This window comes from Candidatus Edwardsbacteria bacterium (genome assembly GCA_031082425.1).
GTDB lineage: Bacteria > Edwardsbacteria > AC1 > AC1 > EtOH8 > UBA2226.
The window spans coordinates 44,990-62,446 of the sequence record JAVHLB010000012.1 but is presented as its reverse complement, the minus strand read 5'-3'; the positions used below and the strand labels follow the sequence as shown (position 1 = coordinate 62,446).

The following is a 17,457-nucleotide window of genomic DNA, read 5'->3' as shown; positions in this document are numbered from 1 at the left end:
TGATGTCCTTATTTCTGTTTTTGATATTTGATCTTGAGCCCCAGCAGCATCAGGTTCAATGATATGGTGGCCAGATTGGCGATGATGATGGGCAGCTGCCTGATCATGAACCCGTAGACCGTCCACAGGGAAAGGCCCACAATCATCAATACCAAGAACCAGATATTGAAATCATCCATGTGTTTGGTCTTCAGGCTTTTTATGACCTGGGGCAGAAAGCTGAGGGTGGTCAGGAAGCCGGCCAGCAGTCCCAGTGTTTTGATCACGATGTTCTCCGGTTGATATTAATGCTCGGATTATCAGGACATAAGTGTATATATTGGATCGTAATCATGCCGGCACCCATTCAAACTGATTGGTCAAATGCCATCTCGGGGTGACAGCCAACGAACCTATTTGGTATCCAAGATTATGGGCAGGCCGTCCTTGCCGGCGCCCACGATGATCACCTTGGTGTTGGGCGACTGGGCCAGTTTTTCGGTGGCTTCGATGCCTTTCCATCTTAACAGCGGCTCGCTGATGCCCTGGGCCACGATGTTCTGGAAGTCGGAGATGCCCTTGGCCTCGATACGTTTTCGTTCGGCCTCTTGCTTTTCCTTGGTCAGAATGAACTCCATCCGCTGGCTTTCCTGTTCGGCTTTGAGCTTCTCCTCGACGGCGTCGGTCACTTTGTTGGGGAGGGTTACCCGTCGCAGGGGAGTGGTCTCGATCACAATGCCCCGGGCGGCCACCATCTTTTCCAGGTCCACTTGAATCAGCCGGGCCAGTTCCTCTCGCTGGGAGGTATAAAGCGCCTTGGCCTCGTACAGAGCGGTAACGCCCCGGCAGACCGAGCGGAATTGCGGCACCAGGATGATATTGACGTAATCCGGCCCGACCGTTTTATAAACCTCGGCGGCCTTGTCGGGATCAAGGTGGAACAGCACGGTGGCATCCAGCTGAACGGTAAGCCCCTCTTTGGACGGCACGTGCATATCCTCGGACATTTCCTGTGTTTTAATGGAGAATTTAACGATCCGGGCCAGAGGGTTGCGCAAATTTATCCCCGATTTGAGGGTTTTAGCGGAGACGTTGCCGAAGAAGTCCACTATGCCTACGTACCCGGCCGGGATGACGGTCAGCATCTGGAAGACGGCGACTATCAAAAAGAAAACGGCCACGATGCCGGAGATGGCCTTGTTCTTGGCGAAGGCTTCGTTGAACTGCTGGGACTTCTTGTTGGCCGAGAACCACATGTATCCGGCTGCGGCGGCGATGATCAGTGTGAATATGAAAAACATGAGGGATCTCCTTTATTATATAGCTGATAGATTGGTTGATGTGGGTTTGTTTATGACACTATCCTTCAAAACTCAAACACGGCACTCACTTGGTTATTCGACGACCGGCCCTTTCTTAATCCGCAACAACGTTATAATAGAATTCAGGTCGCGCTTGGCCTTCGGCCTTATCCAAAGCCATCGGCCGTCATGGTACTGCTTGGCGCTCTCGAAAACATCCTGCACATATTTATTGAGCTTAGCCTGTCCGGCTTTTTCAATCTCTTCCTTGCCCAGAACAACAAGAACGCAGAATCCGCCTTGTTCGGGCATCAGCGTAACCAGTGTCTTGCCGGTCTTGCGGTAGCGGATGGTCCAGTCGTATTCTTTCTTGCCAACACTCAATTCCGGCATATGGTCATAATGCGAGGCAAGATAGGTGCGTATTTCACTCCACAACTCGGCTTTGGGCCCGATCAGGGCCAGAAAATCCTTTTCAGTGGGGTTGCACTTCATAAGTTTAAAGCTGAAAGTATAAAGTAAAAAGAATAAAAACCTTTGTGCTCTTGGTGTTTCAAAAACTGGATTCCCGACTTCTCCGGAATGGCACGTTAGGCAATTATGTTAAGCCTAAAACCAAAAACGGTTCTGTCGACACCCCACTGTTTCTTCCCTTAATAGGGGAGATGCGGGCCAGGCAAGAATTGAAAGCCGAAAAAAATCTTTGTGTGCTTTGTGCTCTTTGTGGTTCAAAGTAATCCTGGATTCCTGTCTGCACAGGAATGACACGGGTAGATTGCTTCACCAGTTAATCTTCGTTGCCATTCTCGCAATGACTACGACAGTTTTAAGTAGAAAGTTCAAAGTTTAAAGAAAATAAGCCTTTGCGTCTTAGCGTCTTTGCGGTTTGATATTACCCCAGCTTAGCTCCGCAGTCGTTGCAGAACTTACTGCCAGACGCCACCGGTTTGCCGCACTTGGGGCAGGGGGTGGTGGCCGGGGCCACCACCATCGGGCCGCCGCAGTTGGAGCAGAACTTGGCGGTGGTCTGGTTCTGGGTGCCGCACTTGGGGCAGGCGGCCATCGGCCCGCTGGCCATGGCCTGCTGCAGCATGCCGGGCATCATCATGCCCATCCCTATCCCGGCGCCCATGCCCACGCCGGCTCCGGCCGCACCGCCCTCCTGTTTGGCGGCGTCGCCCATGGCATTGGCCGCCTTGAACTTCATATACTGGTTCAGATCGCCCACCGCGGCCATCCCGGCCCGCTCGTCCATTCGGGCCTGAACCTCCGGCGGGGGGGTGATGGCGCTGATGTACAGGTCCACCATCTCCAGGCCGTACTTGCCGAAATCCTCCTGCAGTCTGGCTTTCAGGCCGGTGCCCAGCTCATCGTAATGCTGGGCCACATCCAGGATGGTCTGGTAGTTCTCGCCCAGGTAATCGGCCAGCCGGGACACGATCACGTTCTTCAAGAAGCCGTCGATCTGCTCGGTGGTATACAACCCCTGGGTGCCCACCATCTTGTTGACGAACAGCTGGGGATCCTTGACCCTGGTGGAGTAGATGCCGAAGGATCGCAGGCGGATCATCTGCAGTTCGGAGTCGCGGAAGGGGATGGGCTCCGAGGTGCCCCATTTCAGGTCGGTGAATACCTTGGAGTTGACGAAATAGACCTCCACCCGGAAGGGGCTCTTGCCGTCGAATACCCCCTTGAGCATCCCGGTCAGGATCGGCAGGTTCATGGTGGTCAATGTATGGCGGCCGGCACCGAAGACATCCATGGCCTTGCCATCCCGGAAGAACACGGCCTGTTGGCTTTCCCGGACCACCAGCTGGGAGCCGATCTTGGTCTCGCCCGAGCCGTCCTCGGGAACCCGGTGCACCAGTTGATTGCCGGTATTGTCAAAATATTCTATGACTTCCATTATCTTGGCCATATTTGCTCCTAAAGTTGAAAAGGTTTAACAAGTTCAAACTGTTTAAACGTTTTAACCGATTAAACAGGTTTATTGATCGCTTCATGCCGGGCATTCAATCTATCGTCGAATTTACGCAGGTCCTCCAGCAAGGCTTTCAGGATCGAGGGATCCGGTTTTATCTGGGTCATCTTGCTCTTCAGGTCCATGATGTGCTGGGACAGGTCCATGTCGAACTGATAGAGGGCGTCCAACTGCGGCCCCAGCACCTTGGGGCTGTCGAAGAAACCGGAGTAACCGTACTCGGCGTATTTAAGCCGGTCGCTCACCTTCTCCAGCAGTTTGGTGACGGATGAGGCGTCCGACATCAGCTCCAGATGCCCCTTTTGTTTGGTCATGTCGGACATAAATCGGTCGAAGGCGGTCTTGACCTCGTCCAGCTGCCCGGCCAGGTGCAGGCGCAGGATCTTATCGGTATTGCGGCGCGATTCCTTTTCGGCATAGCCGCCGTATCCCGGGACTATCCGGAACATCTTTTCCATGAAATTCCTTACTTTATCGCTGGCATCCGGCATGGCAAGCCTCCTTTTCTTGGGGTTAGAATTAATTGCAGTTTTTAATGGGACACGGATTCACGCGGAGTTTATCAATACTTTTTATGTAAAAGTAATTAAGCATATACAACCCGTTGTGCCTTGGGGTCACTTCGATAAACCCAGTGCATAGCTTTGTGGCAAAAGGTAAGATTGAACACTGACCATAAAAATTATCACATTTGATAGGGCAAGTCAATGAAAATCGGAAAAAATCGGACAGGACGGAATGGCACACAGATTTCACGGATTGGTTTCGATTTGTACAGATTTGTTACTTACTCTTCTTACAATAGCAAATGATCAAAGCGTTATGGAAGAATTTTCATAATGCCAACTTGGATAATGGTGAATGGCACACGGATTTCACAGGTGGGGTCGGATTCACACCTATTTAAATTGGTTTAAATTATAAATCTGTGGCAATCTGTAATGATCTGTGTAATCTGTGTGCCGCGCCCCTAATCTTTAGGGTTGACAAAGGGCAAGGCTTGAAACTATAATTATCCCAATCAAGGAGGAATTGATGATCATCAAACTTTACAACACATTGAGCCGCTCCAAGGAGGAGTTCGTCCCCTTAAATCCCGGCCAGGCGGGCATGTATACCTGCGGTCCGACGGTCTACGATCACGCCCATATCGGGAACCTGCGCACCTACGTCTTTGAGGACATTTTGCGCCGGGTCTTGGAATACAACGGATTGAAGGTCAACCATGTCATGAACATCACCGACGTGGGGCATCTGGAATCCGACGCCGATTCCGGCGAGGACAAGATGGAGAAGGGCTCCCGCCGCACCGGCAAGACCGCCTGGGAGATCGCCGGTGAGTACACCGAAGCCTTTAAGAGCGACCTCGGGAACCTGAACATCCAGGAGCCGCATATCTGGTGCAAGGCCACCGACCATATAAAGGAGCAGATCGAGACCATCCGGTGCATAGAGCAGAAGGGCTACACCTACCGGACATCGGATGGCATCTATTTCGATACCGCCAAGCTGAAAAAATACGGGGTGCTTACCAAGATAGTGGTGCAGGACCTGTTGGCCGGAGCCCGGATAGAGATGGGCGAGAAGAAGCATCCCACCGACTTCGCCCTCTGGAAGTTCAGCCCCGAAGGGACCAAGAGGCAGATGGAGTGGGACAGCCCATGGGGCAAGGGGTTCCCCGGCTGGCATATAGAGTGCTCGGCCATGGCCGCCAAATACCTGGGTCCGCTGTTCGACATCCACTGCGGCGGGGAGGATGCCATTGCGGTGCATCACACCAACGAGATCGCCCAGACCCAGGCCTGCCACGGCACCAACTTGGCCAATTACTGGCTGCACGGGTACTTTCTGCAACTGGGGCAGGAGAAGATGGCCAAGTCCTCCGGGGAATTCCTTACCCTCCAGACCCTGATGGGCAAGGGATATGACCCGCTGGCCTACCGTTATTTCTGTTTTACCGGACACTACCGTTCACAGTTGAGCTTCACCTACGAGTCGCTGACTGCGGCCCAGCGGGCCCTGGAGAATCTGAGAGCAGAGGTGAAGAGGCTTGACCCCACCCCTATTGGGAATGGAGAGGATAAGAAATTTGGAGGATCGGAGATAAGCGGATATAAGGATAAATTCCTATCTGCCATAAATGACGACCTGAATATGCCGCAGGTGCTGGCCATTCTTTGGGATATACTGAAAGACAATAATCTGATCCCGGGGCAGAAGATAGATCTAATCAGGGATTTTGACCGGGTTCTGGGGCTGAAATTAACCGAATCCGCCGGGGGATATGTCATTCCCAAAGAGGTTGAGGATATGATGCAGAACCGCCAGGAAGCCCGGGCGGCCAAGAACTGGGCCGAATCCGACCGGTTGAGAAATGAGATATCTAACTTGGGATATGTGGTGGAGGATGGGCCCAAGGGGCAGACGGTTCGGCCCAAAAAGTTCGGTGAATAAATTGATGACCCAGGCGAAAGCCTGGGTCGTTTGTTAAAATTTATAGGAGTAAAATGGCAGACAACAAATTGCAACAGCAGATAGAATTCATAATAGAGATCGACAAGCTCAAATCCGTTTTTCGCCGGACGAAAATACTGGACAACTCCCGTTATGAAAATGACGCCGAGCATTCCTGGCACTTTGCCATGATGGCCTTGATCCTAAAGGAACATGCCAATGATCCGAATATAGATATCCTCAAGGTCCTGAAAATCGGTTTGATACATGATATCGTGGAGATAGACGCCGGGGACACTTTTATATATGATGAAAATTTGAAGGAAAATAAATACCAAAACGAAAAAGCAGCTGCCGAAAGGATATTCGGTCTGCTGCCGCCTGAGCAACGGGATGAAATGATCTCGTTATGGGAAGAATACGAGAGGCAGGACACATCGGAGGCAAAATTCGCTATGGCATTGGATCGCTTGGGTCCGGTGATCCAAAATTGTCGTTCTCGGGGTCATTCCTGGAAGGAACATAATGTGCCGGCGGTAAAAGTGATGGAAATAAACAGCCGGATCGGCGAAGGCTCAAAAACACTGTGGGATCACGCCAAAGTTCTGATCGAGGATACGATAGCCAAGGGTTATTTTAAAAATGACGAAGATTAAAAACAAGTCCCTTCGCATAATATTGGTGATTCTGGGCACTCTTTTTGTCCTGCTGGGCGTCATCGGCATATTCCTGCCTTTACTGCCCACCACGCCGTTCCTTTTATTGGCGGCGGTATGTTATGCCAGAAGCTCACAGAGATTCCATGACTGGCTGATGTCCAACCGGTGGTTTGGGAGCTATATAAAAAACTACCGGGACCGCCGGGGCATCCCGCTCAAACTAAAAATACTGTCGGTCTCGGCTTTGTGGATCACCATAACATTTTCGGTCTGGTTTGTTATCAAGCTGATGGCAGTGAGAGCCATCCTGTTTCTGATAGCAGCCGGGGTAACCTGGCACATACTCTCATTCAAGACGCTGAAGCATAAGGGGAACGAACTCGCCGAATAAACCCTATTATGATTTCGATCAATAAAACCAATCAGGGGTATATCCATGAACCTTGAAAAACCCTTATCATACGAAAACATCGATCCGGTCCGGGTTGAACAACTGGGGCAAAAATTAAAAGGTCTGGGGTTTTCTGTGGGGGAGGTCAAAGAAGCTTTGGGCCTGGATAATATTTTCGCCCTTTATCCGCTGGAATACAAATATCTCCCGTTGTTTGTCGAAAGGCTGGCGGATAATCCAGCTCCCTTAAGTCATATCATAAGCTTTTTGGTTTTAGGCCTGCCGGGCAAAAAGGATATTATCGAACAAGCCTTGGGAACTGCCGATCTGGGATTGCTGTGCAATCTCGGTCTCTGCACAACGGATCAGGAGGATATCCACGCCAATTTCACCCTGCTGCCGTTCGAGGACCTTCTGATCGCCACCGACAAGGTCTTCCTTAATATCGATGGTCATGCCAAGAATGAATACCTTTCGTCCGACAATCTGGTGTGGCGGCTGGACAAGACCTCCTATATCATGGCCCGGTGGCTGGTCCGGACTTCCTGCAAAACCGCGCTGGACCTGGGCTGCGGCTCCGGCCTGCAGTCGCTGATATTGTCAAAATCAGCCGAAAAAGTGACCGGGGTGGATATCAACCCCCGGGCTATAGATCTGGCGAAATTCAATGCCCTGCTTAACGGCATCGGAAACGTGGAGTTCGTTTGCGGGGACCTGTACCAACCGACGGGCAAGGATAAATTCGACCGGATAGTCTCCAATCCTCCTTCAGCCCCGGGGCTGGTCAAGGCCTGGAACCGGGAGGGCGGGATCAGCGGGCGGGAGTTGGTCGAAGATATTCTGGCCGGAGCCAAGGAACACCTGGAATACGGCGGGATCTGCCAGACCACTTTGCACCTGGGCTACAACGAGGATAAGGACATTCTGTTATGGCTGGGAAAATATCTGCCGGAAAATGATTTCCGGAATCTCATCCTCAGGCACAGCGATGAGAAGGAAGCGGCGGAATATGCCCTGCAGGAGGCCTATCAGAAATCCGGCCCCCGGGACTACGGGACCTTTCAGCGGACCTATCAGATCTACCGGGCGGGGCTGAAGGCGGCCGGGATCGAGAGGGTCTCCTTCGGCCTGCTGTCGGCCAAATTCAAAGAGGGCGGACAGCCGCCGGCAATAAGAACCGCCGACCTTTTAAGCGAACCGCTATCCGTTTTGATGGAAGATCACCGTTCATAGGCCTAAGATTTCTTATTCCTTGACAAGCCCGGGCCTTTTACGGTAAAATCATATATATTAAGGTTTTAACTGTTAATCTTTCAACCCAAATATACGCCATGTTTCAATGGGACATGGCCGTTTGCCAAGGAGGTTCAGCATGTCAGGTCATTCAAAATGGGCCACCATTAAAAGGAAAAAGGCCGGGATCGATGCCGCCAGGGGCCGGGTCTTCACCCGGGTGATAAAGGAGATCTCCATCGCCGCCAGGCAGGGCGGGGGCGACCCCGACGGCAACCCCCGTCTTCGCACGGCCATTGCCATCGCCAAGGCCAGCAATATGCCGGCCGACAACATCGAGCGGGCCATCAAAAAGGGCACCGGCGAGCTGGAGGGCGTTACCTACGAGGAGATCACCTACGAAGGCTACGGACCGGGCGGGGTGGCCCTGCTGATAGACTGCGTGACCGACAACAAGAACCGCACCGCCTCCGAACTGCGGCACCTGTTCTCCAAATACGGCGGAAACATGGGGGCCCAGGGCTGCGTGGCCTGGATGTTCGAGGCCAAGGGGGTCATCACCATAGACTCATCCAAGACCGACGAGGATACCCTGATGGACGTGGCGCTGGAGGCCGGGGCCGATGATGTCAAGGCCGAGGAGGGCGTCTTCGAGGTTTACACCGCGCCGTCCAATCTGGAAGCGGTGAGGTCGGCCGTCGAGGCCAAGGGCATCCCGGTAACTTCGGCCGAGATGAACAAGATCCCGCAGAACACCGTCCAACTGGACGAGCGGACCGCCGAGAGCATGCTGAAGCTGATGGACATGCTGGAGGACTTCGACGACACCCAGAAGGTCTATGCCAACTTCGACATCTCTCCCGAGATCCTGGCCAAACTGGACAAGTAACAGATGAACCACAAAGGCACGAAGACACCAAACTTCAAGGCTTTTGAACGTTGATTATTTCTGTGCCTTGGTGTCTTAGTGGTGAGAGCATGATAATATTAGGAATAGATCCCGGAAGCCAGACCACCGGATACGGAGTATTGGAAAGCGACGGCCGAAATCGCAAAGTGGTAGCCCTCGGATGCCTCAAGGCACGGCCGGGGGTTTCTCTTTCCGTCCGGCTGGGGGTGATCTACGCCGGGCTTCAGGGGGTCCTGGAACAGTATCAGCCCGACGAGGTGGCGGTGGAGGCCACCTTTTACGGCAAGAACGTCCACAGCGCGCTGGTGATGGGCCACGCCCGGGGGGTCTGCCTTTTGGCGGTGCAGCAGGCCGGGTGCCAGCTGTTCGAGTACTCGCCGCTGGAGGTGAAGAAGTCCGTGGTGGGCCAGGGACGGGCCGGCAAGGGACAGGTGGGCTTCATGATCCGGGCCATGCTGGGACTGCGGGCCACTCCGCCGGAGGATGCGGCCGATGCCCTGGCGGTGGCGATATGCCATCTGCAGAGAAGGACATTAAGGCAGATCAAGGGTGTCTAACAAGGTTTGAAATGTTGGAAATTGTTCGAAAGGTTTGAAACGTTGTATCATCACATCAAGGGGACGCTGGTTCAAAAATACCCGGCCGAGGCGGTGATCGAGGCCGGTGGGGTGGGATACCAGATAAACATCTCGCTCAACACCTTCGACAAGCTGCCCGAGGCCGGCAACCAGGCCAAACTGCTGACCTACCTGCACGTCAAGGAAGACATCCTGCAGTTGTTCGGCTTTGCCAGCGAGAAGGAACGCAAGGTGTTCAAGGTCCTGATAGGCATCTCCGGCATCGGGCCCAAGCTGGCGCTGACGGTGCTGTCGCACATGGCTCCGGAGGACTTGGAGCAGGCGGTGGCCAACCAGGACATGACCATGCTGACGGCCATCTCCGGGGTGGGCAAGAAGACCGCCGAGCGTCTTTTGGTCGAACTGAAAGGCAAGATCGCCGAGGCGGTGGTGGAGGGTTTGCCGACCATCAGGGGACAGGGGACAGGGATCAGCGATCCGGCCATAGAGGCTTTGATGTCGCTGGGGCTGAATTATGCCGAGGCCAAAGGGGCGGTAGAGAAGGCCAAGGGCAAATTGGGAGATAAGGCTCCGGTGGAGCAGGTTGTAAGGGAAGCGCTGAAGGGGTAATAATCTATTTTAAAGGGGAACCCATGTTTAAGAAAACAGGATTGGTTTCTCTATTGCTTGCCATTATTTCTGTTGTGGCATTGGGCCAGGAAGGCCAGTGGCGGCATTTCAGCCAGATAAACCCGGATACAGCTATATCCCTGCAATGTAAATTGGTAAATACAGCAAATAACTTATGGGCAGTTTGGAGTGATCATGTTTATAGCAGCGATACTGCTTTTATATTTGCAGCACGTTTTAAACCTTCTGGATGGGGTATGACACGAAAGCTGTGTCACCATGTTGGTGAAGAATTCAGCGTATTTACGAATATAAATAAAAATGCACATGTTACTACAGCGTTTACAGGTGTAATACCTTCTAAAGATACATTGTTGGGGCCTAACAGAATGGACTGTAGCCGTTTTGACACTATTTGGAGCCAATTAATATTCGATGATAAGGCGGTTGTTGGTGCATCGGCAAATTCTTTCGATAGCACTGTGTTTGTTTGGCAATTTTATTATAGTTTTGAACATTCTATCCAATCAAAATCATATAACCAAGGCTGGGGGTCCGGAACAACTATTGTTTCCGGGGAGGAAGGTAAAAGCAACCCCAAAATAACATGTGATAAAAACGGAAAATGGTGGATTGGCTGGGAGGATGAAACGTGGTTTGATAGGAAAAATATTTTGGTTGTTAATTTTCAAACTATTGATACAAGCTATACCGAATATTATTCTTCTTTAAGTTTAACGGCAGATAGTATTGGTAAAGTATGGGCATTTTGGGTGAAAAATGGTAACCTTTTCTACAGAGTAAATGAAAGTGGTTTATGGAACGATAAAGAATTATTATTAGCGGGTTATAATGTACAATCCGTAACGGATAAAAATGGGATCATCTGGGTAGGTTGGCATGCTGATAGTTTGGTTTATGTCAATTCGTTCAACGGTTCAAATTGGGATGGCAGTCAACCAGTTGCTACTGGTGCTATCAGCCAGTTGGCTTTGGATCAGATGGGCAACCCTTGCATTCTATGGTCCAATAGCAATATATTTTATTCTGCCATCTATTGCCGGGATACCATCGCCCCCTGGGTGCAGATAACTTCGCCTGTTGCCGATTCGACATATTATAAAGGCCAAAATATACAATTGCAGTTCAATCATTCAAATGATGTGGCTTTTTTGAATGTATATTGCCAGAGAGAAGGACAGAGTGAATGGCAGAATATCTTCGATATGATATCGAAGGATTCCCTGGTAAATTGGACGGTGCCGGATGATTCGGCCAATTATCGTTTTAAGGCCGAGGCGATAGATTCGGGCTGGAACGAAGCCGTTGACAGCACCGGCTGGTTTTTGGTATCTCCGCAAGGCATAGCCGGAAAGCCGTCCGATTTACCTGTTAATTTTATTTTTGGATTAAAAATCAACGGTCCTAACCCGTTCAAAAAAAATGCCAAAGTCACATTTGCTGTTGATAAAATGTGCAATGCAAATATATCGATATATAACTCGCTGGGCCAGTTGGTAAAAGTATTGTATAATGACAAAACGCCACCCGGCAATTACCAGCTAAACTGGAACGGCTGTGATGACGCCGGGAAAAGGGCTGCGGCCGGGGTTTATATCTGCCGGCTATCCGGCGGCGGCAGAAATTCCAATATCAAATTAATCAAAGTAAATTGATCTTCAAATGAAATTTATTATAATATTTATAACAATTCTTCTGTTTGCCAACTACGGTCAGGCTGAAAAGAAAACCTTCATCCGCGAATACACCTACCAGGCCAGCGATTATGACAGCCGGCTGACCTGCCAGGCCATAGCCCTGAGCGAGGTCAAACGCCTTCTGCTGGAGGAGATCGGCACCTACCTGGTCAGCGGGACCACGGTCCAGAACGGCATGGTGGTGTCGGATGACATCTCGGTCTATACCGCCGGGGCGGTGCAGACCAAGATCATGGACCAGAGATGGAACGGCCAGACCTACTGGCTGAAAGCGCAGATACAGGCCGATCCCGACAGCGTATCAACTGCGGTCGCCCGGCTGAGGGAGGACAAGGCCAAGACCAGGGAGCTGGAAGCCCTGAAGACCTCCTCCCAAAAAGCCCTGGCCGAGATAGCCAAGCTCAACAAGGCCTTGGAAAGGGCCAGCTCGGATAATTCCAAATTTGCCGACCAGATAAAATATCTGCAAAGCGCCCAGAAGCTGTCGGCCGCCCAGTCGGCCCAGCAGGGGCTGGCGGCCCTGGAATCGGGCGATGCCACCACGGCCCTGACCGCCTTCACCCGGTCGCTGGAGGCAGATCCCAACGACGCCATCTCATTGGTCAACCGCGGCATCGCCTATGCCCGCCTGAACGACCATAAAAAGGCCGTGCCTGATTATGACCGGGCGCTTAAAGCATCGGCCAAGGATCACAGGATATATTACAATCGCGGCATCGCCTACTATCATTTGGGTGAATACGCCAAGGCTTTGAATGACTTCAACCGCTCGCTGCTGCTGAAACCGGACAACAGCAAGGCCTATTTCAACCGGGCGTTGACTTATGAAAAAATGGGAAATTGGAAATTGGCTCAATCGGATTACAGCAAGGCAATAAAACTTGATCCAACTGACGTTCAGGCTTACAACAACCGGGGAGCGGTCTACCTGCAGCAAAAGATTTATGCCAAGGCCGTATCTGATTTCAATAAAATGATAGAAATAGACCCGACCTTCAGCGACGGCTACCTGAACCGGGCCGGGGTGCATGCCATCAGGGGGGACATGGAGTCGGCCCTGGCCGATGCCCGGAAGGCGGCCCAGCTGGGCAGCGCTGAGGCCAAACTTCTGCTGGAAAGATTGGGACAGTAACCACTAAGGCACTACTTTCGTTAATAGTTAATCGGAAATCGTTAATGGTATTTGTGCCTTGGTGTCTTGGTGGTAAAAAAGTTAAATTCTAAAATACAGATATGACAGATAAAATCACCATACCAGATGTCCTGGAGGGCGATCTTGAGTTCGATTCCTCGGTCCGGCCGGTAAGCTTCGACGAGTTCGTGGGCCAGGACAAGATCAAGGGCAACCTCAAGGTCTTCATCCAGGCCGCCCAGGGCCGGGGCGAGGCCATAGACCACATGCTGTTCTGCGGGCCTCCGGGGCTGGGCAAGACCACTTTGGCCCACATCATCGCCAAGGAGATGGGGGCCCAGATCAAGGCCACCACCGGACCGGTGCTGGAGCGCCCGGCCGACCTGGCCGGGATACTGACCAACCTGGGCGAACACGATGTGCTGTTCATCGACGAGATCCACCGCATCAACCGGATGGTGGAGGAATACATCTACCCGGCCATGGAGGACTACTGCATAGACATCATGATCGACAAGGGCCCCAGCGCCCGCTCGGTGCGGCTTAATCTGCCCAAATTCACCCTGATCGGGGCCACCACCCGGGCCGGGCTTTTAACGGCCCCCATGCGGGCCCGTTTCGGCATGATCAACCGGCTGGACTATTACACCCATGGCGATCTGGAGCAGATCATCATGCGCTCGGCCAGGATCCTGGGCGTCAGCATCGATCCCGGCGGGGCCCGGGAGATCGCCCAGCGCTCCCGGGGAACACCCCGGGTGGCCAACCGCCTGCTGCGCCGGGTGCGCGATTTCGCACAGGTGGAGGGCGACGGCAACGTCACCGCGGCCATCGCCCAGAGGTCATTATTGCGGCTGGAGGTGGACGAGGTGGGCCTGGACGAGATGGACAAAAGGATACTGGAGGCCATCATCAAGAAGTTCAACGGTGGGCCGGTGGGCCTGAACACCCTGGCGGTGGCGGTGGGCGAGGAGTCCGATACGGTGGAGGAGGTCTACGAGCCGTACCTGATCCAGGAGGGCTTTTTGATGAGGACCCCCAGAGGCCGGGAGGCTACAGAGAGAGCATACATGCATTTGGGGTTGAGACCAATGAAAAAGCAAACGGAAATGCTGTAAGTAAAAAGACAGAAAACAAGATTTTCCTTTAAAACTTATATTATGTAATAATAAAATGAGAATATCAAAAATATTTATACCGAACAGTAAAGCACACGCAGTGCATCTAAAAGAAATTAATTTAACCAAAAAGCCACTGGGTTCAACTGTTGCGTTAATAGGTAAGAATGGCGCTGGGAAAACAAGATTATTGAATTTTATTAATACTTATATCCATAATATTACGACAGATGAATTTCTTAATGGTTATATTACAAATATACCAAAAGATATTGAGAGCGCAGATTGGCATGAGAGAATCAGATCAGCAGTTAATACCAAGCATCAAATTGAAACACAGATATTTGCTGAAGCACAGAAATTTCAATTGAGGGAATCGATTCGACTAAATATTGAACCAAATTTAGAAAAATTGAGAACCCATGGTAGTAAATATATTAAAGTTATTAGCAATGATGATTTGGTTTTAATTAAAGAAGCCATAGCTAATGGTATAACATTTAAAAAAGTTTTAGCAAATAAGTATAAAGATAAATCTAATATAAATGATATAAACGAATTTTCAGTATTTAGTAGTCAAAGCACCATTGATTACATCAATGAAATTACTTTAGAACTAGTTAATGATGAATTTAATCTTTATTTAAAGCATAAAGAAGATCCAATTAGTATTAAACAAAATATTGAGGTGAAAGAATCATTTAGGCAATTTGCAAATATTAAACGATACGTTGAAATATTTTTGGGCAAAGAATTTAGTTATCAATCTCACAAGGTAGGAAGGGAGATAAGTAGTGTTCTCCATTTTGATGGAGTTCCTTTTAATATAAACCTTTTATCGCCCGGTCAAAAGTCACTGTTTGCTTATGCGATTTTATTTTTCTTTTTAGATAATTGTATGAAAACAAATATAAGGGATAGTATAATAATACTTGATGAGCCTGAAAAACATTTACATCCAGAGGCCCAAATAAGATTGATTTCATCTTTAAAAGACATTGTTAAAGAGTCCGGGCAGTTGTGGATTGCTACACATTCAATAAATATACTTGCACATCTCGAGTGCGATGAGATATTAATGATGAAGGATAATGAGGTTATATTGCCATCCCTGGTAACCCCCGGTAATTCTTATAACGAACTAATGGGTATAGAGGAACATATAAACGAATTGCGATCTTTTGTTAACTCAACTTCAGAATGGGCATATGGTAATTTTATGATGCAATGCTTTAGGGATCCTGAAGTTGTTTTTAGCAATGATACAACAGATCCGGAATTCAAATTATTTAAACAATTTATAACGCAAGAATCGATTTTAGAGATATTAGACTATGGGGCTGGCAAAGGAAGAATGGGGTACACGATCCAAGAAGATTGTGAGGTAAGTATAAGAGTAAATTATCACGCATATCTTTATGAACCAGTAGCAAATGATCTGGAATTTATAAAAAAAATACCAAATATAAAAGGTATTTATCAAGATTTAAAGGATGTTCCGGATAATTATTTTGATTGTGTTCTATTATGCAATGTATTGCATGAAATTGTCCCAGATATGTGGATTGAAAATATAAATCAAATTAAAAGTAAATTAAAGCCCAATGGTTATTTGGTTATTATCGAAGATAAATGCTTCAGAAATGGTGAAAAGGCTCATTCTTTTGGTTATTTAATTTTAGGATCAGAACAATTAAAAATATTATTTGGTGTTGGAGATGCGATTGAATTTAAAATGCATGACACAAAGTATCGTGAAAGGATATTATTTAATGCTTATAAAAAAGAACAAATAAATCCAACCAAAGAAAGTCTTGAGCGCGCAATTAAGTCGCTTGAAGAAGAATCATTTAATAATATTGAAACCATGAGGAATGCGACACAAGAAATTAGAGGCAGCCAATATGCAAATCAGACACAATTATATATCAACTCTAAATTATTTCTAAAGACATTCAATAATATAAAACAAACATAATAAACCGTGTAATCAATAAACAAAACGAAAGATCTAAAGTGGCAAAAGGACTCACCAGCAGGGCAACCGATTATTCACAATGGTACAATGAATTGGTCATCAAGGCCAGAGTAAATTATTATAAGGTGATTTCTAATGACTGATAAGAAAAAGATCGGCCTGGCCCTGGCCGGCGGAGTGGGCTACTGCATGACCCATATCGGAGTCCTGCAGGCGTTGGAGCATTCCAACCTTAAACCGGACATCATCGCCGGAACCTCGGGCGGGGCCCTGATCGGAGCCCTGTATGCCTCGGGCATCCGGCTGGACCGGATAGAGGAGATCGCCAAATCCATCAAGTGGAACAAGCTGATGGGGCCGCATTTCCTGTTCCAGGGCCTGGGCTCTTCCAAACCCATTGAGGACCTGATGGATGAACTGCTGGGCAAGGGCCGGCGGTTCGCCGATCTCAATACCCGGCTGCTGGTCTCGGCGGTGGACCTGGTCAGCGAACAGAAGATCATGTTTCCCGAGGATGAATCCCAGACCATCTCCTTGCCGGTCCGGGCCTCCTGCAGCCTGCCGCTGGTATTTTCCCCGGTGCGCTACCAGGACCGGCTGCTGGTTGACGGCGGGATGCTGGTGCCGCTGCCGGTGCGCGAGCTCAAGGCGGCCGGAGCGGATTTTGTGATCGCGGCCGATTTCAAGGCGGCCCGGGACGAGCCCAAGAACATGTTCGACGTGGCCCTGCGCACCCTGCGGATAGCCAACCAGGAAAGGGTGGATGATGCCATGAAGGCCGCCGACATCATGATCGAGAGCCATATCGGCGGGGGCAGCCGCTGGGACCTGGCGGCCGCGACCGACCTGATAAAAGTCGGCCGGATGGCGGCCGAGGATATCCTGGCCAAGAACGGCGAAAAGATCAAAGCAATAAGGGAGTGACCTAACCCTAAATCCCTTCCCCACAAGGGAAGGGACTTTGCCTCACCCCTTCCCTATGGGGAAGGGGCAGGGGTTAGGTCAAAAACAACGAGTTTAAAACATGCCGACCGGACTTATTCGTTTACAAAAAGTAGCTTCCGACAAGCTTAAACTGGCCAAGTGGATGCGGAGTAACATGACCTTGGCCGAGAAATGTTTTTGGAATGGTGTTAAAACGGATAAGTTCATGGGCCTTCACTTCAGGAGACAACAGATCATACACGGCTTCATCGCTGACTTTTACTGTGAAGCACTCAATCTGGTGGTGGAAGTGGACGGAGGCATCCACGAACAGCAGAAGGACTATGATCAACTGCGGACAAAGATAATAAATCGGTATGGAATCAAGGTCATCCGCTTTAGCAATGAGGAAGTGCTTAATAAAAGTGATTGGGCGATGAGAAAAATAAAGGAATACGCGGAAACATGATCAAAAATTCATTTTTTAATTAC

The 17,457-nt window shown here is 49.9% G+C and carries 18 protein-coding genes; 13 read left to right on the top strand and 5 right to left on the bottom strand.

The features are described from left to right. Positions 1 to 8: 8 nt before the first annotated feature. From RDU76_10915 to RDU76_10895, 5 genes are all read right to left on the bottom strand, one after another. Positions 9 to 266, bottom strand: coding sequence for a SemiSWEET transporter (locus RDU76_10915; protein ID MDQ7799429.1), 258 nt, complete (start codon positions 264 to 266; stop codon positions 9 to 11). 126 nt (positions 267 to 392) lie between these two features. Next, complete coding sequence (locus tag RDU76_10910; GenBank protein MDQ7799428.1) at positions 393 to 1,280, bottom strand: prohibitin family protein; 888 nt, start codon at positions 1,278 to 1,280, stop codon at positions 393 to 395. Positions 1,281 to 1,373: 93 nt separating this feature from the next. Further along, complete coding sequence (locus tag RDU76_10905) at positions 1,374 to 1,775, bottom strand: DUF3788 domain-containing protein (GenBank protein MDQ7799427.1); 402 nt, start codon at positions 1,773 to 1,775, stop codon at positions 1,374 to 1,376. 397 nt (positions 1,776 to 2,172) lie between these two features. Next, positions 2,173 to 3,198, bottom strand: coding sequence for an SPFH domain-containing protein (locus RDU76_10900; protein ID MDQ7799426.1), 1,026 nt, complete (start codon positions 3,196 to 3,198; stop codon positions 2,173 to 2,175). A 59-nt stretch (positions 3,199 to 3,257) separates the two neighbouring features. Next, positions 3,258 to 3,752: a hypothetical protein gene (locus tag RDU76_10895; GenBank protein MDQ7799425.1), complete on the bottom strand. Its 495-nt coding sequence runs from the start codon at positions 3,750 to 3,752 to the stop codon at positions 3,258 to 3,260. A gap of 544 nt (positions 3,753 to 4,296) precedes the next feature. On the opposite strand from RDU76_10895, the gene cysS reads away from it, so the two are divergent. The 13 genes from cysS (at position 4,297) to RDU76_10830 (ending at position 17,434) form a co-directional block, all read left to right on the top strand. Next, positions 4,297 to 5,715 (top strand): cysteine--tRNA ligase, encoded by a 1,419-nt coding sequence (gene cysS, locus RDU76_10890; GenBank protein ID MDQ7799424.1) that lies wholly within the window; start codon positions 4,297 to 4,299, stop codon positions 5,713 to 5,715. Positions 5,716 to 5,768: 53 nt separating this feature from the next. Continuing rightward, the gene (locus RDU76_10885) at positions 5,769 to 6,371 is read left to right on the top strand and encodes an HD domain-containing protein (protein ID MDQ7799423.1); all 603 of its coding nucleotides are present in this window, start codon (positions 5,769 to 5,771) and stop codon (positions 6,369 to 6,371) included. Beyond that, on the top strand, positions 6,358 to 6,765 hold the full coding sequence (locus RDU76_10880; GenBank protein ID MDQ7799422.1) for a YbaN family protein: 408 nt from the start codon (positions 6,358 to 6,360) through the stop codon (positions 6,763 to 6,765). Before RDU76_10885 ends, RDU76_10880 begins: the two co-directional genes overlap by 14 nt. Positions 6,766 to 6,810: 45 nt before the next feature. Beyond that, on the top strand, positions 6,811 to 7,998 hold the full coding sequence (locus RDU76_10875) for a methyltransferase (protein ID MDQ7799421.1): 1,188 nt from the start codon (positions 6,811 to 6,813) through the stop codon (positions 7,996 to 7,998). A gap of 139 nt (positions 7,999 to 8,137) precedes the next feature. Next, positions 8,138 to 8,887: a YebC/PmpR family DNA-binding transcriptional regulator gene (locus RDU76_10870; protein MDQ7799420.1), complete on the top strand. Its 750-nt coding sequence runs from the start codon at positions 8,138 to 8,140 to the stop codon at positions 8,885 to 8,887. 89 nt (positions 8,888 to 8,976) lie between these two features. After that, entirely contained in the window at positions 8,977 to 9,465 is a 489-nt protein-coding gene (gene ruvC / locus RDU76_10865; GenBank protein ID MDQ7799419.1) for a crossover junction endodeoxyribonuclease RuvC, read from the top strand. 6 nt (positions 9,466 to 9,471) lie between these two features. Then, positions 9,472 to 10,095, top strand: coding sequence for a Holliday junction branch migration protein RuvA (ruvA, locus tag RDU76_10860; GenBank protein MDQ7799418.1), 624 nt, complete (start codon positions 9,472 to 9,474; stop codon positions 10,093 to 10,095). A 23-nt stretch (positions 10,096 to 10,118) separates the two neighbouring features. Then, on the top strand, positions 10,119 to 11,771 hold the full coding sequence (locus tag RDU76_10855; protein ID MDQ7799417.1) for a FlgD immunoglobulin-like domain containing protein: 1,653 nt from the start codon (positions 10,119 to 10,121) through the stop codon (positions 11,769 to 11,771). A gap of 7 nt (positions 11,772 to 11,778) precedes the next feature. Continuing rightward, a complete protein-coding gene (locus RDU76_10850; protein ID MDQ7799416.1) occupies positions 11,779 to 12,945 on the top strand; it encodes a tetratricopeptide repeat protein in 1,167 nt (388 codons plus the stop codon). 101 nt (positions 12,946 to 13,046) lie between these two features. Then, positions 13,047 to 14,063, top strand: a complete 1,017-nt coding sequence (gene ruvB / locus RDU76_10845) for a Holliday junction branch migration DNA helicase RuvB (protein ID MDQ7799415.1) — start codon at positions 13,047 to 13,049, stop codon at positions 14,061 to 14,063. Between the two features lie 55 nt (positions 14,064 to 14,118). After that, positions 14,119 to 16,041: an AAA family ATPase gene (locus tag RDU76_10840; protein ID MDQ7799414.1), complete on the top strand. Its 1,923-nt coding sequence runs from the start codon at positions 14,119 to 14,121 to the stop codon at positions 16,039 to 16,041. 135 nt (positions 16,042 to 16,176) lie between these two features. After that, a complete protein-coding gene (locus tag RDU76_10835; GenBank protein MDQ7799413.1) occupies positions 16,177 to 16,965 on the top strand; it encodes a patatin-like phospholipase family protein in 789 nt (262 codons plus the stop codon). Positions 16,966 to 17,065: 100 nt separating this feature from the next. Beyond that, complete coding sequence (locus tag RDU76_10830; protein ID MDQ7799412.1) at positions 17,066 to 17,434, top strand: DUF559 domain-containing protein; 369 nt, start codon at positions 17,066 to 17,068, stop codon at positions 17,432 to 17,434. The last annotated feature ends 23 nt before the right edge of the window (positions 17,435 to 17,457 follow it).

Excerpts from the sequence above, each read along its gene's own strand:
- cysS (MDQ7799424.1), top strand. The coding sequence starts at position 4,297 with ATGATCATCAAACTTTACAACACATTGAGCCGCTCCAAGGAGGAGTTC.
- RDU76_10870 (MDQ7799420.1), top strand. The coding sequence starts at position 8,138 with ATGTCAGGTCATTCAAAATGGGCCACCATTAAAAGGAAAAAGGCCGGG.
- RDU76_10855 (MDQ7799417.1), top strand. The coding sequence starts at position 10,119 with ATGTTTAAGAAAACAGGATTGGTTTCTCTATTGCTTGCCATTATTTCT.
- RDU76_10850 (MDQ7799416.1), top strand. The coding sequence starts at position 11,779 with ATGAAATTTATTATAATATTTATAACAATTCTTCTGTTTGCCAACTAC.
- RDU76_10900 (MDQ7799426.1), bottom strand. The coding sequence starts at position 3,198 with ATGGCCAAGATAATGGAAGTCATAGAATATTTTGACAATACCGGCAAT.
- ruvB (MDQ7799415.1), top strand. The coding sequence starts at position 13,047 with ATGACAGATAAAATCACCATACCAGATGTCCTGGAGGGCGATCTTGAG.
- RDU76_10885 (MDQ7799423.1), top strand. The coding sequence starts at position 5,769 with ATGGCAGACAACAAATTGCAACAGCAGATAGAATTCATAATAGAGATC.
- RDU76_10830 (MDQ7799412.1), top strand. The coding sequence starts at position 17,066 with ATGCCGACCGGACTTATTCGTTTACAAAAAGTAGCTTCCGACAAGCTT.
- RDU76_10840 (MDQ7799414.1), top strand. The coding sequence starts at position 14,119 with ATGAGAATATCAAAAATATTTATACCGAACAGTAAAGCACACGCAGTG.
- RDU76_10835 (MDQ7799413.1), top strand. The coding sequence starts at position 16,177 with ATGACTGATAAGAAAAAGATCGGCCTGGCCCTGGCCGGCGGAGTGGGC.
- RDU76_10895 (MDQ7799425.1), bottom strand. The coding sequence starts at position 3,752 with ATGCCGGATGCCAGCGATAAAGTAAGGAATTTCATGGAAAAGATGTTC.
- RDU76_10875 (MDQ7799421.1), top strand. The coding sequence starts at position 6,811 with ATGAACCTTGAAAAACCCTTATCATACGAAAACATCGATCCGGTCCGG.
- RDU76_10880 (MDQ7799422.1), top strand. The coding sequence starts at position 6,358 with ATGACGAAGATTAAAAACAAGTCCCTTCGCATAATATTGGTGATTCTG.
- RDU76_10905 (MDQ7799427.1), bottom strand. The coding sequence starts at position 1,775 with ATGAAGTGCAACCCCACTGAAAAGGATTTTCTGGCCCTGATCGGGCCC.
- ruvC (MDQ7799419.1), top strand. The coding sequence starts at position 8,977 with ATGATAATATTAGGAATAGATCCCGGAAGCCAGACCACCGGATACGGA.
- RDU76_10910 (MDQ7799428.1), bottom strand. The coding sequence starts at position 1,280 with ATGTTTTTCATATTCACACTGATCATCGCCGCCGCAGCCGGATACATG.